Annotated in this window: 13 protein-coding genes; 5 read left to right on the forward strand and 8 right to left on the reverse strand. The window is 57.3% G+C overall.

The window, feature by feature from the left end; translation table 11 throughout:
* Positions 1–53 precede the first annotated feature (53 nt).
* Positions 54–572, forward strand: a complete 519-nt coding sequence (gene fabA / locus G6041_RS08150; protein WP_004385423.1) for a bifunctional 3-hydroxydecanoyl-ACP dehydratase/trans-2-decenoyl-ACP isomerase — start codon at positions 54–56, stop codon at positions 570–572.
* Positions 573–640: 68 nt separating this feature from the next.
* Here fabA and rmf read toward each other — a convergent pair whose 3' ends face one another.
* From rmf to rlmKL, 6 genes are all read right to left on the reverse strand, one after another.
* Positions 641–808 (reverse strand): ribosome modulation factor, encoded by a 168-nt coding sequence (gene rmf / locus G6041_RS08155; RefSeq protein ID WP_004385424.1) that lies wholly within the window; start codon positions 806–808, stop codon positions 641–643.
* A 255-nt stretch (positions 809–1,063) separates the two neighbouring features.
* Positions 1,064–1,627: a membrane integrity-associated transporter subunit PqiC gene (pqiC, locus tag G6041_RS08160; RefSeq protein ID WP_007866582.1), complete on the reverse strand. Its 564-nt coding sequence runs from the start codon at positions 1,625–1,627 to the stop codon at positions 1,064–1,066.
* Positions 1,624–3,264 carry an intermembrane transport protein PqiB gene (gene pqiB / locus G6041_RS08165; RefSeq protein ID WP_004386724.1) on the reverse strand — a complete coding sequence of 547 codons (1,641 nt, stop codon included), beginning with the start codon at positions 3,262–3,264 and terminating at the stop codon, positions 1,624–1,626. The genes pqiC and pqiB overlap by 4 nt, the downstream gene beginning before the upstream one ends.
* On the reverse strand, positions 3,254–4,522 hold the full coding sequence (gene pqiA / locus G6041_RS08170; RefSeq protein ID WP_041460551.1) for a membrane integrity-associated transporter subunit PqiA: 1,269 nt from the start codon (positions 4,520–4,522) through the stop codon (positions 3,254–3,256). Before pqiA ends, pqiB begins: the two co-directional genes overlap by 11 nt.
* Positions 4,523–4,538: 16 nt before the next feature.
* Entirely contained in the window at positions 4,539–6,443 is a 1,905-nt protein-coding gene (locus tag G6041_RS08175; RefSeq protein WP_012125189.1) for an ABC transporter ATP-binding protein, read from the reverse strand.
* A 5-nt stretch (positions 6,444–6,448) separates the two neighbouring features.
* Positions 6,449–8,566, reverse strand: coding sequence for a bifunctional 23S rRNA (guanine(2069)-N(7))-methyltransferase RlmK/23S rRNA (guanine(2445)-N(2))-methyltransferase RlmL (gene rlmKL / locus G6041_RS08180; RefSeq protein ID WP_012125190.1), 2,118 nt, complete (start codon positions 8,564–8,566; stop codon positions 6,449–6,451).
* Positions 8,567–8,668: 102 nt separating this feature from the next.
* Here rlmKL and G6041_RS08185 point away from each other — a divergent pair, with 102 nt between their 5' ends.
* A complete protein-coding gene (locus tag G6041_RS08185) occupies positions 8,669–9,775 on the forward strand; it encodes a YcbX family protein (protein WP_012125191.1) in 1,107 nt (368 codons plus the stop codon).
* On the opposite strand, the gene G6041_RS08190 is transcribed toward G6041_RS08185, so the two are convergent.
* Together G6041_RS08190 and pyrD are read right to left on the reverse strand one after the other, a co-directional pair.
* A complete protein-coding gene (locus G6041_RS08190) occupies positions 9,772–10,317 on the reverse strand; it encodes a cell division protein ZapC (RefSeq protein WP_012125192.1) in 546 nt (181 codons plus the stop codon). The genes G6041_RS08185 and G6041_RS08190 overlap by 4 nt on opposite strands.
* A gap of 164 nt (positions 10,318–10,481) precedes the next feature.
* Entirely contained in the window at positions 10,482–11,492 is a 1,011-nt protein-coding gene (pyrD, locus tag G6041_RS08195) for a quinone-dependent dihydroorotate dehydrogenase (protein WP_012125193.1), read from the reverse strand.
* Positions 11,493–11,740: 248 nt separating this feature from the next.
* Here pyrD and ssuE point away from each other — a divergent pair, with 248 nt between their 5' ends.
* The 3 genes from ssuE to ssuD are packed head-to-tail and all read left to right on the forward strand — an operon-like array spanning position 11,741 to position 14,422.
* The gene (ssuE, locus tag G6041_RS08200; protein WP_004388168.1) at positions 11,741–12,316 is read left to right on the forward strand and encodes an NADPH-dependent FMN reductase; all 576 of its coding nucleotides are present in this window, start codon (positions 11,741–11,743) and stop codon (positions 12,314–12,316) included.
* Complete coding sequence (locus G6041_RS08205; RefSeq protein WP_012125194.1) at positions 12,309–13,280, forward strand: sulfonate ABC transporter substrate-binding protein; 972 nt, start codon at positions 12,309–12,311, stop codon at positions 13,278–13,280. Before ssuE ends, G6041_RS08205 begins: the two co-directional genes overlap by 8 nt.
* On the forward strand, positions 13,277–14,422 hold the full coding sequence (gene ssuD / locus G6041_RS08210; protein WP_084999235.1) for an FMNH2-dependent alkanesulfonate monooxygenase: 1,146 nt from the start codon (positions 13,277–13,279) through the stop codon (positions 14,420–14,422). The genes G6041_RS08205 and ssuD overlap by 4 nt, the downstream gene beginning before the upstream one ends.
* Position 14,423 lies beyond the last annotated feature (1 nt).

The raw sequence follows: 14,423 nt of genomic DNA on the forward strand, positions 1-14,423 counted from the left end.
GTACACGTGTTAGCTAACCTGCGGGCTTCACTAAAATAAGGCATACTGAGAACATGGTAGACAAACGCGAATCCTATACGAAAGAAGACCTTCTTGCCTCCGGGCGCGGCGAGCTGTTCGGCGCGAACGGCCCGCAACTGCCGGCACCCAACATGTTAATGATGGACCGCGTGGTGAAAATGACCGAAACCGGCGGTAACTTTGATAAGGGTTACGTGGAAGCGGAACTGGATATCAACCCGGATATGTGGTTCTTTGGCTGCCATTTCATCGGCGACCCGGTAATGCCAGGCTGCCTCGGCCTTGACGCTATGTGGCAGCTGGTCGGCTTCTACTTAGGCTGGCTGGGCGGCGAAGGTAAAGGCCGCGCGCTGGGCGTGGGCGAAGTGAAATTTACGGGTCAGGTACTGCCGAGTGCGAAAAAAGTGACCTATCGCATTCACTTCAAACGCGTAGTCAACCGCCGTCTGGTAATGGGCATTGCCGATGGCGAAGTGCTGGTCGACGGCAAACAGATCTACACCGCGACTGACCTGAAAGTGGGCCTGTTCCAGGACACCTCCGCTTTCTGATAGTTTTTCTCAGCATTCAGAAAGGCGAAACCTCCGCATAGCGGAGGTTTCTTTTTAAAGAGACAAGCTCACGCAATCTGAGCCCTGTCCTCCATGGCTTCTCGCCAGCCTCCCAGCCAATAAGACCTCTGATTCAGGGTCTGGTAAGGACACATTTCTTTCGAGCGTCCGGTGATACCGGCCTGATAACCACGATGATGTGCCCGTTCCAGGCGATCTCTTTTTTGTCTCTTCATGCCTCGTTTCCCTCATTTCAGGTCTGGTGGAAAAGAAAACAGTGATTACATTTTGCGCAATCACCCTTTACGAATACCTGTAAACCCAGGGAACGTCAATGCGCAAAATTCACGCCAATGTCATATTTGTGAGCTAATCTGGATAACATTTATACAAAAATTGAGCAGGTATTGAGCTTATCTGACTGGCATAAAAGAGAAAGCCGCCGCCCTCTTTAAGAAGAAGACGACGGCTTTTAACATCATTCAAATTTTTTATGGCTGACGCGCAACCTCATCGGCAATGGTTTTCGCCTGCTGCTGCCAGGCCTGCGCCAGCGTTTTCACCATCGCGTCATAACCATCCTGTTGCTGCTTAAGCTCAGTATAGAAAGGCCGCTTGATAAGTTGCCCTTTGTGCTTGAGTAGCCATTCGCCGCTTACAATCACGCGCCCGTCATAACGGCCATGAAAGCCGGTCACGTTGACGTTCAGCGTATCCTGCTCAGCCCCCAGCGGCTGGGCGGAAACCACCCAGCCCGGCAGCGTGGCGCTCAGATTCGTCACCAGCGTATTACGCAGTTGCTGATCCAGCGGGCTGGCCCACAGGTTCTGGCTGGCGATGACATACTGCACGTCGGTCGTCTGGTAGACCACGCCGTTACCCGCGAGATAATCGGGCACCGACACCTGCTCCACCCAGAGCAGATGCTGACTGTCCATCGGCGCGCTGCGGGTCACCGGCGCCGTAGACGCCGGGAGCTGATACCAGGTGGTTTCCTGTGTGGTGCTACAGGCGCTCAGTAGCGCAACGGCGACAAACGGGAGCCATTTTTTCATTCTTTCGCCCTCTTCGGCTGCGGGTCCTTTTTCTCTTTCGATTCAAACACCAGCGCGTTGCTCTTCTCATTGAGCGTGCGCAGCACCGGCTGAAGCTCACGCAAGACCTGATCCAGACGCTGCATATCCGCCACCATTTTGTTATAGGCGGCAGAGCCTGGCTGGAAGCCCTGCATGCTGCGGTTAAGCTCACGCAGCGTTTTCTGCATATCCGCCGGCAGCTCCTGCGCCGACTGGCTGGAGGTCAGCTGATTCAGGTTATCGAGCGTCGTCTGCAGGCGGCGCATAGTGCGCTGGCTTTCCGAGAGCGTATTGGTGGCCTGTTCAATCATTGGGTTGAGCGGCAGATTGTTAATTTTATCCAGCGTATCCATTAGACGCTGCTGGATTTGCGCAAGCCCGCTGCTCACTGTGGGGATCACCGGATATCCATTAAAGCTCGCCATATCGGTGACCGGCGGCGCTTTCGGATAGAAATCGAGATCGACAAACAGCTGCCCGGTCACCAGATTGCCGGTTTTGAGCGTGGCGCGCAGGCCTTTCTTCAACAGTTCATGCATATGACTGGCGATGTTCGGATCTTCGCCAATCTGATTCGCCAGACGCTCCGGCTCAATGCGAACCAGCACAGGAATGCGGTAATCGGTAGTGACCGCCTGATGCAAGCCAGGCACAAAGAATGGCACCTGCGCAACAGTACCGAGACGAATGCCACGAAACTCTACCGGCGCGCCAGGCTGCAGACCGCGAATGGTGTCTTTAAAGAACATCAGGTAATCGATATGTTCGGTATAGAGCGACTCCTGAATGCTGCGCTGATCGTCGTAGAGCGTAAACGCGGTCTTCTCCGCTACCGGCTGGCCGAGTTCCCAGCCATCCGGCACGTCAAAACTGACGCCGCCGCTAAAGAGCGTGCTAAGCGATCCCATTTCCACGCGCATACCGGAGGAGCTGAGATCGACCGCGATCCCGCTGTCTTTCCAGAAACGCACGTTGCTGGTCACCAGCCGATCGTTCGGCGCATTGATGAAAAGCTGATAGCTGATGGATCGCTTTTGTGGGTCAAACGTACTGGTTTCCACCGAACCGACGCGATAGCCGCGAAACAGCACCGGATCGCCCGGGTTAAGTTGCCCGGCTTTGTTACTGTCGAGGATGACGCGAATCCCTTTCGCATCCGGCGGTGCCAGCGGCGGCGCGTCGAGCAGCTTGTAAGATTCCGGCACGCTGCCTTTCGAGCCCGGCTGAAGTTCAATGTAAGAGCCGGAAAGCAGCGTATTCAGGCCGGTAACGCCTTCACGCCCAATCTGCGGCTTCACCACCCAGAAGACGGAATCGCCATACAGCAGCTTTTCCATACCGGGGTTCATACGTGCTTTGATCTCGACGTGATGCAAATCATCCGTCAGTACCGCGCTTTCCACCACGCCCACATCGACGCTGCGGCTCTTGATGGTGGTTTTGCCCCCTTCAATACCTTCCGCGTTGGTGGTCATCAGCGTCACGACCGGCCCCTGATGGCTGTAGTGATAAAACAGGATCCAGGCGCCGATAAGCGCGGTAATAATCGGGAAGATCCAGACAGGCGACCAGTTCTTCACCCGTTTAATCTTCGCTTCCCCGCGATTATTTTCCATGTTCGGGTAACTCCTCATAACTTGAATCAGACTCACGGTCCCAGGAGAGACGCGGGTCAAAGGTCATCGCGGCAAACATGGTGACAATCACCACCATCGCAAACATGACCGCTCCCCTGGCCGGATAAATATTCATCAGCGCGCCCATACGGACCAGCGCAGACAGCACGGCAATCACAAAAACGTCGATCATCGACCAGCGGCCGACAAACTCCACCACTTCATACATCAGATGCATTCGCTCGCGCTCCTGACGGCCATAGCCTTTAGCGTCAAGGCACAGCCAGCCGAGGGCAATCATCTTAAGCGTCGGCACCATAATACTGGCAAGGAAAATCACCAGCGCCACCGGGTAAGAGCCTTCGTTCCAGATAAGGATTACGCCCGCAATAATGGTGGAAGGCATTCTGTCGCCGAGCAGATCGGTAATCATGATAGGCAGCAGATTCGCGGGCAGATAAAGCATAATGGAGCAGACCAGCAGCGAGACCGTCCACTGGAGACTGTGTTTGCGGCGAACGTGACCGTACGTATGGCAGCGCGGACAGCGCCCCTCTTCGCCGGTAAGGATAGCGGTGCAGCACGGGCACGCGCGCAACCCCTGACGGATACCAGCGACGCCTACTTTCAGCGGCTGAGATACCGTCGGCATCGGCGCGATATCGTTCCAGAGCCAGCGGCGGTCGACGCACTGAAAAGCACGAAGCTGCAGGATGCAGAAGAGACACCAGGGGATAAAGCTGCTGCCAATGCCGATATCGCCATAGGCAATCAGCTTGACGAAACTCACCAGCACGCCCGCGAGGAAAATTTCCGCCATCCCCCAGCTGCGCAGCTGAAAAAGTACGCGGGCCATCGCGATTTTAAGCCGTGGCGGCAGCGTAACGCGGTTGACCAGTAACAGGATGGTGACCAGACAGAACGCAGGCACCAGCTGAACAAACAGCATAAACAGCGAGCCGAGGCTCGCGTAATCTTCGTTAAACAGGACGCGCGGAATTTCCAGCATTGTCACTTCGCTGCTGACGCCTGCCGCTTCCATATTGACGAAGGGAAAAAGGTTGGAGAGCAGCAGCATGAACAGCGCCGCCAGCGCATACGCCGTCGGACGCTGGCGGGGTGCCGCCCACTCGACGGCAAGCGTGGTGTCACAGCGAGGGCAATGCGCCTTTTGTCCCGGCATTAGCGCCGGGAGCCTGACCAGAAGATCGCATTGCGGGCAGAGCATATGCTCGCCCGCATGATGACGTTCACGCATGCGGGTTCCTGAATAATCAGCCGTTTTTAAGTGATTCAAGATATTCCCAGCGCTCAAACGCTTCTTCCAGTGCCGCTTCGGCAGCGCTCAGCTGCGCCAGCACATCCTGCGTTACGTCGTGAGGCTGGTTAAAGAACGACGCGTCGCTGACTTTCGCCTGCAATGCCTCAAGCTCTGCCTCCAGCGTCTCAAGACGGGCGGGCAACTGCTCCAGTTCGCGCTGCAAGTTATAGCTTAGTTTGTTGCTGCCTCGTTTGACAGTTTCTGCCTTCGACTCCGCCACCGGCTCCGCTTTTTTCGCCGTCGTCTGCTGCATCGCGCGCGACGACGCCTGCTGACCACGGGCATCGTGATAGCCGCCCACATACTGGCCGATACGGCCTTCGCCTTCGAAAATCCAGCATTCGGTCACGGTGTTGTCCACAAACTGACGATCGTGGCTCACCAGCAGCACGGTACCCTGATAGCTGTCGATAAGCTCTTCCAGCAGTTCCAGCGTTTCGACGTCGAGGTCGTTGGTCGGTTCATCGAGGATCAGCAGGTTGCTGGGCTTGAGGAACAGACGCGCCAGCAACAGGCGGTTACGTTCACCGCCGGAGAGCGCACGCACCGGCGTCATGGCGCGCTTCGGATGGAACAGGAAGTCCTGCAGATAACCGAGCACGTGGCGCGGTTTGCCGTTGACCATCACTTCCTGTTTGCCTTCGGCCAGATTGTCCATCACGGTACGTTCCGGATCGAGCTCCGCGCGGTGCTGGTCGAAGTACGCCACTTCCAGTTTAGTGCCGCAATGCACGCGACCGCTGTCAGCTTTCAGCTGGCCGAGCATCAGTTTAAGCAGCGTGGTTTTACCGCAGCCGTTTGGCCCCACCAGCGCGATTTTGTCGCCGCGCTGTACCTGGGCGGAGAAGTCTTTCACCAGCACTTTCTCGCCGAGGCGGTAATTGACGTTCTCCAGCTCAAAGACGATTTTGCCGGAGCGCGTCGCCTCTTCCACCTGCATCTTCGCGCTGCCCATCACTTCGCGGCGTTCGCCACGCTCGCGACGCATCGCCTTCAGCGCACGCACGCGGCCTTCATTACGGGTACGGCGCGCTTTAATGCCCTGGCGGATCCATACCTCTTCCTGCGCCAGCTTGCGGTCAAATTCGGCGTTTTGCAGCTCTTCAACGCGCAGCGCTTCTTCTTTCGCTACCAGATATTTGTCGTAATCGCCGGGATAGGAGACCAGCTTGCCGCGGTCCAGGTCAACGATGCGCGTCGCCATATTGCGGATAAACGAACGGTCATGCGAGATAAAAACGATACTGCCGGAGAACGATTTCAGGAAAGTTTCCAGCCAGTCGATGGTTTCGATATCCAGATGGTTGGTCGGCTCATCGAGCAGCAGCACGCGCGGCGCGCTGACCAGCGCACGGCCCAGCGCCGCTTTACGCAGCCAGCCGCCGGAAAGCGACGCGAGCGGCGTGTCGGCGTCAAGCTCCAGCTGCGCCAGCACTTCGGTAATGCGGTTTTCGAGCTGCCACAAATCGTGGTGCTCCAGCATCTCCTGCACTTTCGCGAGCTCCGACAGGTTTTTCTCGCTCGGATCGCTCATCACCAGATGTGAAATCTGGTGATAACGCTTCAGGTATTCAGCCTGCTCCGCCACGCCTTCGGCAACAAAATCATAAACGCTGCCAGCGACATTTCGCGGCGGGTCCTGTTGCAGACGTGCGACCACCAGATCTTGCTCATAGACGATGCGACCATCGTCCAGCGGCAACTCATGGTTAATGATTTTCATCAGGGTCGATTTACCGGCCCCGTTACGCCCTACCAGACAGACACGCTCATTTTCTTCGATATGCAGTTCAGCATTATCGAGCAGCGGCGCATCGCTGAATGAGAGCCAGGCGCCATGCATACTGATTAACGACATAATTCTTAGTCCTTGGTCTGGTGAGTAACAAGCCAGCAATTGTGGATCTGGCGGTTGCGCGCGAAGTCCTGAGAGAGCGTTTTTTGTGTGATGTCTTGCGCTTTCAGGCCCAGGGCCGCAAGCCCTTCGTGATCCATCTTGAACCCACGCTTGTTATTGGAAAACATAATTGTCCCGTCGCGACGCAGCAGACGCTTGAGATCTTTCATCAGGCGCAGATGATCGCGCTGCACGTCGAATGTCTCCTCCATACGCTTGGAGTTAGAGAATGTCGGCGGATCGATAAAGATCAGGTCGAACTGTTCATCGCTCTCGGCAAGCCAGCTCAGGCAGTCGGCCTGAATCAGGCGATGCGCACGGCCGCTCAGCCCGTTGAGACGTAAGTTGCGCTCCGCCCACTCCAGATACGTGCGCGACATATCCACCGTCGTGGTGGAGCGCGCGCCGCCGAGCCCTGCATGAACGCTGGCGCTGCCGGTATAGGAGAAGAGGTTCAGGAAATCTTTGCCTTTACTCATCTGGCCGAGCATCCGGCGCGCGATGCGGTGATCAAGGAACAAGCCGGTATCCAGATAATCCGTCAGGTTGACCAGCAGACGCGCGTTAAATTCATGCACTTCCATAAACTCGCCCTTCTGGGCCAGTTTCTCATACTGATTTTTGCCTTTCTGGCGTTCGCGGGTTTTCAGCACCAGCTTATTCGGCGCAAGGCCGAGCACCGAGAGCGTGGCGGCAATCACGTCGAACAGACGCTGGCGCGCTTTTTCCGGCTCGATGGTCTTCGGCGGCGCATATTCCTGAATCACCACCCAGTCGGCGTAGCGGTCCACCGCCACGTTGTAATCCGGCAGGTCGGCATCATACAGGCGATAACATTCAATGCCTTCCTGTTTCGCCCACTTCTCCAGCTTCTTCAGATTTTTACGCAGACGGTTGGCGTAATCTTCCGCTATCTGCGCCGGTGCTGCGCCCGGCTGCGTCGGGGCCAGACGATAGTTTTTCTGTACACAATCGAGTGGGCCGTTTTTCGCTTTGAACTGGCGGTCTGCACGCAGTTGCAGGCAGCTTAACAGCTCTGGCGAGGCGCTAAACAGCGACAGATTCCAGCCGCCGAACTGGTTTTTCATAATGCGGCCAAGCAGGCTGTGCAGCGCGATCAGCGCCGGTTCACTCTCCAGACGCTCACCGTAAGGCGGGTTGCTGATAACGGTGCCGGTCGGCCCTTCCGGCAGCGGATTGGTCAGATTTGTCACATCCTGCGCGGCGAAGGTAATGATGTCGGCAAGACCGGCGCGACGGGCGTTGGTGCGGGCGCGCTCAATGACGCGCGCATCGTTATCGGAGCCGTAAAAACGCGAGGCATATTCGCTAAGGCCTCGACGGGCGCGCACCTGCGCTTCGGTTTTCACCTCTTTCCATAGGCTTTCGTCATGCTGCGCCCAGCCGTTAAAGCCCCAGTGGGTACGATGCAGGCCCGGTGCGCGATCGGTGGCGATCATCGCCGCTTCAATCAGCAGCGTGCCGGAGCCGCACATCGGGTCGAGCAGCGGCGTGCCCGGCTGCCAGCCGGAGCGCATCACAATCGCCGCCGCCAGGTTCTCTTTGATGGGGGCCTGGCCGGTGCGATCGCGGTAGCCACGCTGGTGCAGGCCTTCGCCGCTAAGATCGATGGCAATACTGGCGGTGTCTTTATTCAGCCAGACGTTAATGCGCAGATCCGGCAGCTCGCGATCCACGCTCGGGCGCGGCAGATTTTTACGGGTGAAAGCGTCGACAATCGCGTCTTTGACCTTCATGGCGCCATACTGGCTGTTGCGGATGGTGTCGTTAAGACCGCTGAAATGAACGGCAAACGTGGCGTCAGGCGCGAAAATGCTCGTCCAGTCGATAGCCTGAACGCCCAGATAGAGATCCAGATCGCTGTACACCGCGCACTCGCCAAGCGGCAGCAAAATACGCGACGCAAGACGGCTCCACATCAGGCTTTGATAAACCAGAGCCGCATCGCCCTGAAAATGCACGCCTCCCTGAACCACCTGGCACTCCTGCGCGCCCAGGTTTTCCAGTTCAGTTTTTAACAGCTCTTCGAGCCCACGCGCCGTACTGGCAAACAAAGCTTTCATATCGTCACTTCAGTAAAAAGAAAATTGTGGCGCATTATAGCCAATCCCGCACGCATGTCATAAAGTTGCCCTTCTATTTCTTATGCCGGGAGGGCGTACGCCATGGTTTTATCGCAGCTTTTTATTCATCCGGTGAAATCGATGCGTGGGTTGCAGGTCTCTCACGCGCTGGCGGACGTCAGCGGCCTGACATTTGACCGCGCGTTTATGGTGACGGAAACCGATGGCACCTTTATTACCGCGCGCCAGTATCCGCAAATGGTGCTCTTCACGCCCGCGCTGCTGCCGGACGGGTTGCACCTCACTGCGCCGGACGGCAGCAGCGCCGCGATTCGCTTCGCTGATTTCGCGACCGCCCCCGCGCCGACGGAAGTCTGGGGCAACCATTTCACCGCGCTTATCGCGCCCGAAAGCGTTAACCAGTGGCTGAGCGGCTTTTTTGGCCGCGATGTGCAGCTGCGCTGGGTCGGCCCATCGCTCACGCGCCGCGTTAAACTTCACCCAGGCGTACCGCTCGGTTTCGCCGATGGATTCCCGTACCTGCTTGCTAACGAAGCCTCGCTGCGCGATCTGCAAAAGCGCTGCCCGGCGGGTGTGACGATGAATCAGTTCCGCCCGAATCTGGTTGTGACGGGCGTTGAGGCGTGGGCGGAGGATACCTGGAAAGTGATCCGCATTGGCGACGTGGTGTTTGATGTTGCTAAACCGTGCAGCCGCTGCGTATTTACCACCGTCAGCCCCGAGCGCGGACGCAAACACCCGAGCGGCGAGCCGCTGGCGACGCTGCAAAAATTCCGCACGGCGCTGGATAACGGCGATGTCGATTTCGGCCAGAATCTCATTGCCCGCAACAGTGGTGTGATCCGCGCAGGCGATCGCGTTGAAGTGCTTTCGACCGGGCCGGCGCGGCTCTATGGTGCAGGCGACGTGGAAGAGAGCGTGACGCCTGCGGTAAACGCAGCGGCGCAGGTGTCTGTCGAATGGGAAGGCAAAAGCTTTAACGGGAATAATCAGCAAGTGGTGCTGGAGCAGCTTGAACAGCAGGGCATTCGGGTACCCTACTCCTGTCGCGCCGGGATTTGCGGCAGTTGTCGCGTGACGCTGCTGGAAGGGGAAGTTACGCCATTGAAGAAAAGCGCGCTCAGCGACGACGGCACGTTTTTAAGCTGTAGCTGCGTGCCGGCAGGCCCGATTCGGCTCGCGCGTTAGACCGCCTGATCAAGGCTCAGCTGCGGGGCGTTCGCCAGCGGTTTGAGCCTGTCATTCATCACTTTAATCGCATCACCCAGTTGCATCGCGCGGCCCGCAAGCGTCAACGCAGGCTGCGCCAGCAGGCAGAGCGTCGCGTTATCACCAGGCTCGACCACCAGCAGGCAGACCGCTTCGCCGCTGTCGCTCAGCCATACGCAGGCGGCATCGCCACAGCACGGCGACCATTCGGCGTCGTCATGGGTTAAGAAATGCCAGCTTTTCGGCATCTGAGGTTTCAGGAAGCGGATAGCGACGAGGGCGTTCAGTACCAGTTCGGCGCGCTGTTCAGCGGCGAGAGGAAGCTCACGGCATTTTTCATCGAAGGAGAACCAGAGTGCGGCGTCATCAACGCAGAATCCGGAAGGATCAAACGCGTCGGGCGTCAACATTTTGCGGGCAAAACGCGAGCGAAACAGCATGCCGTTGGCCAGATCGAGCATCATCCGGTCGTGCTCATCATCATAATACCAACGCCAGTTATCGTCCGGCTTTATACGCATCACTACCCCCCACTGCGATGAAACTTAAAATTATTTCCCTTTTTTGCCGCTTCGTTTATTCCCTCATTAATCTAAGACTATGACGTTTAAATTAGCAACAATCGCGGAATATAAAACAACCAGGGCTGAAAATAAAGCCCTGGCGGTCTTAAAGGGGGAAATGCTTAAAGGTGGGTCACAATTTCTTTAACAAGCGGCGGCCCTTTAAAAATAAAGCCGGAATAGATCTGAATAAGCGAAGCGCCAGCGGCTATTTTTTCCCGCGCGGCAATAACAGAATCAATACCACCGACGCCGATAATCGGCAGGCGTCCTTGCAGCTCCTGGCTTAACAGGCGAATGATTTCCGTACTTTTTAATTGCAGAGGACGGCCGCTTAATCCGCCCGTTTCGTCGCAATATTTCATGCCCTGAACCAGGCTGCGATCGAGTGTCGTATTGGTCGCAATAACCCCATCGATATTATGGCGCACCAGGCTATCGGCCACCTGGATCAATTCTTCCAGCGAAAGATCCGGTGCGATCTTAACCGCCACGGGTACATATTTATGGTGCTTTTGCGAAAGCACTTGCTGCTGATTTTTAATAGCGGCAAGGAGATCGTCGAGCGCGTCGCCATATTGCAGCGAGCGCAGGCCAGGCGTATTCGGTGACGAGATATTAATCGCGATATACCCGGCGTAAGGAAATACTTTTTCCATACAAATCAGGTAGTCATCTTTACCCTGTTCTACCGGCGTATCTTTATTTTTACCAATATTAATGCCGAGCACGCCGTCAAAATGCGCTTTTTTGACGTTCTCTACCAGGTTATCCACGCCGAGATTATTAAAGCCCATGCGGTTAATCAGCCCTTCCGCTTCGACCAGGCGGAACAGACGCGGCTTGTCGTTGCCCGGCTGCGGGCGCGGCGTCACGGTGCCGATTTCCACCGATCCAAAACCCAGCGCGCCGAGCGCGTCGATGCACTCGCCGTTTTTATCAAGGCCTGCGGCAAGCCCCAGCGGGTTTTTAAACGTCAGCCCCATGCAGCTCACCGGTTTAGACGGCACTTTCTGGCGCAGCAGCGCTTCAAGGGGCGTGCCGGTAATGCGGCGCATTTGCTGGAAGGTAAATTCGTGAGCGCGCTCGGGGTCGAGCTGGAAAAGGGCTTTTCGAACGAAGGGGTAGTACATGAACTCTCCTGGATTCCCGGTGTGCAAACCGGGGCGCTATTATCTGCGATCCACTTCACAAAGGGAATTGACCTGCGGCAAAAAAGCCCCTGAGAAAGCAAACGTTTTCTTTTTAATCCTGTTTTATGCGTTTTTTGGCAAAGCATCACCACAATTTTTAGTTTCTCGGGGCCAGCCCCTCTGCCACTATCCTCTCATATTGTTATTAATGTTAATAAAAAACTTTATTTTGGTTATAAGGAGGTGGTATGCGGGTTATTACTCTGGCGGGAAGCCCACGCTTTCCTTCGCGCTCCAGCGCCCTGCTTTCTTATCTCGCGGGCGAACTCACCCGGCTCGATGTTGAGATTTGTCACTGGCATATCCAGAATTTTGCGCCAGAAGATTTACTTTACGCCCGCTTCGACAGCCCGGCGCTCCTGACGCTTATCGAGCAGCTTCAGCAGGCCGACGGCGTCATCATCGCTACGCCTATCTATAAGGCCTCGTTTTCCGGCGCGCTGAAAACGCTGCTCGATCTCCTGCCTGAACGGGCTCTTGAGAAAAAAGTGGTGTTGCCGGTCGCGACCGGGGGTTCGGCCGGACATCTGCTGGCGCTGGATTACGCGCTTAAACCTGTGCTCAACGCCCTGAAAGCGCAGGAGATCCTGCATGGTGTCTTTGCCGATGACAGTCAGGTGCTGGATTACCACCATCAGCCGCGCTTTTCCGAACCGCTACAAACGCGTCTTGACGATGCCCTCGACACTTTCTGGCAGGCGCTGACTCGTCGCCATCTGGCAACCCCTGCGCCGCAGTTCACAAGGAGAACGTTACATGCTTAATCTTTTGCGCCGTCATGCCGCACCGCTACTGGTAGCCGGCCTCACGCTTTTTACCGCAGGCGTCAGCGCGGCTGAACCACAGCCAGAGGCGCTGCGTATCGGCTATCAGAAAGGCTCTGTGAGCATGGTGCTGGCGAAAAGCCATCATCTGCTTGAGCAGCGTTATCCGAACACCAAAATCACCTGGGTCGAATTCCCGGCGGGCCCGCAACTGCTTGAGGCGCTGAATGTCGGCAGTATCGATCTCGGCAGTACCGGCGACATTCCGCCCATTTTCGCCCAGGCGGCGGGAGCCGATCTGGTTTACATCGGCAGCGAGCCACCGAAACCGAAAGCCGAAGTGCTGCTGGTGGCGGAAAACAGCCCCATTAAGAGTGTCGCCGACCTGAAAGGCCATAAGGTCGCGTTCCAGAAGGGCTCCAGCTCGCACAATCTGCTGCTGCGCGCGCTGCAAAAAGCCGGGCTGAAATTTACCGATATTCAGCCGGTATACCTCACACCCGCCGATGCGCGCGCCGCGTTTACGCAGGGTAACGTCGATGCCTGGGCCATCTGGGATCCTTACTACTCCGCCGCACTTATTCAGGGCGGCGTGCGGGTGCTGACCGACGGCACCGATCTCGACCTCACCGGATCGTTCTACCTCGCCTCGCGCCCTTATGCTGAAAAATATGGTCAGTTCCTGACGAACGTGCTGGAGAGCTTTAGCGAAGCGGATGCCCTGACGCGCAGCCAGCGCAAAGAGAGCGTGAAACTGTTCGCGCAAAGCATCGGGCTGCCGGAGCCGGTCATTGAGCTCTATTTCGGTCACCGCCCGCCGACACGCATCACGCCCGTGAATGAAGACACCGCCGTGCGCCAGCAGCACACCGCCGATCTGTTTTACGACAACCATCTGGTTCCAAAGAAAGTCGATATCCGCAGCCGCATCTGGTCCGGCGCTACTGAAGGAGCGAAATCATGAGTCTGAATCTGTTCTGGTTTTTACCCACCCACGGCGATGGTCACTATCTTGGCAGCGACGCAGGGGCTCGCCTGGTCGATCATGGTTATTTGCAGCAAATCGCCCAGGCCGCTGACCGACTCGGATTTACCGGCGTGCTGATCCCGACCGGGCGCTCCTGTGAAGACGCCTGGCTGGTTGCAGCGTCGATGATCCCGGTAACCCAGCGGCTGAAATTTCTGGTCGCGCTGCGCCCGTCGGTCGTGTCGCCGACCGTAGCAGCGCGTCAGGCGGCGACGCTGGACAGGCTGTCCAACGGGCGCGCGCTCTTTAACCTGGTAACCGGCAGCGATCCGCAGGAGCTGGCCGGTGACGGCGTGTTCCTCGATCACACCGCGCGTTATGAGGCGTCGGCCGAGTTTACCCGCGTCTGGCGTCGCCTGCTGGAAGGCGAAAAGGTCGATTTTGAAGGCAAGCATATTAAGGTGCGCGGCGCGCAGCTGTTATTCCCGCCGGTACAACAGCCCCGCCCGCCGCTTTACTTCGGCGGCTCGTCTGATGTGGCGCAGGATCTGGCTGCCGAGCAGGTCGATCTCTACCTCACCTGGGGCGAGCCGCCGGAGCAGGTAAAAGAGAAGATAGCCCAGGTACGCGCCAAAGCGGCGGCTCACGGGCGCACGGTACGCTTCGGCATCCGCCTGCATGTCATTGTGCGTGAAACCACGGAAGAAGCCTGGCAAGCCGCTGACCGGCTGATCGCTCATCTCGACGATGAAACGATCGCCAAAGCGCAGGCAGCGTTCGCGCGCCAGGATTCGGTCGGCCAGCAGCGCATGGCGGCACTGCACGGCGGACGTCGGGACCAGCTTGAGATTAGCCCGAACCTCTGGGCGGGCGTGGGGCTGGTACGCGGCGGCGCAGGCACGGCGCTGGTGGGCGATGGCCCAACGGTGGCGGCGCGTATTAATGAATACGCAGCGCTTGGCATCGACAGCTTTATTCTCTCCGGTTACCCGCATCTGGAAGAGGCGTACCGGGTGGGCGAGTTTTTGTTCCCGCATCTGGATGTCGCCATCCCTGACGTGCCGCAGCCTCGCCCGCTCACCGCACAGGGTGAAGCGGTGGCCAATGAATTTATTCCGCGCCGGGTCGCGCAAAGTTAAG

The organism is Cronobacter sp. HA18003 (genome assembly GCF_011605905.1).
Taxonomy (GTDB): Bacteria; Pseudomonadota; Gammaproteobacteria; order Enterobacterales; family Enterobacteriaceae; genus Cronobacter; species Cronobacter sakazakii.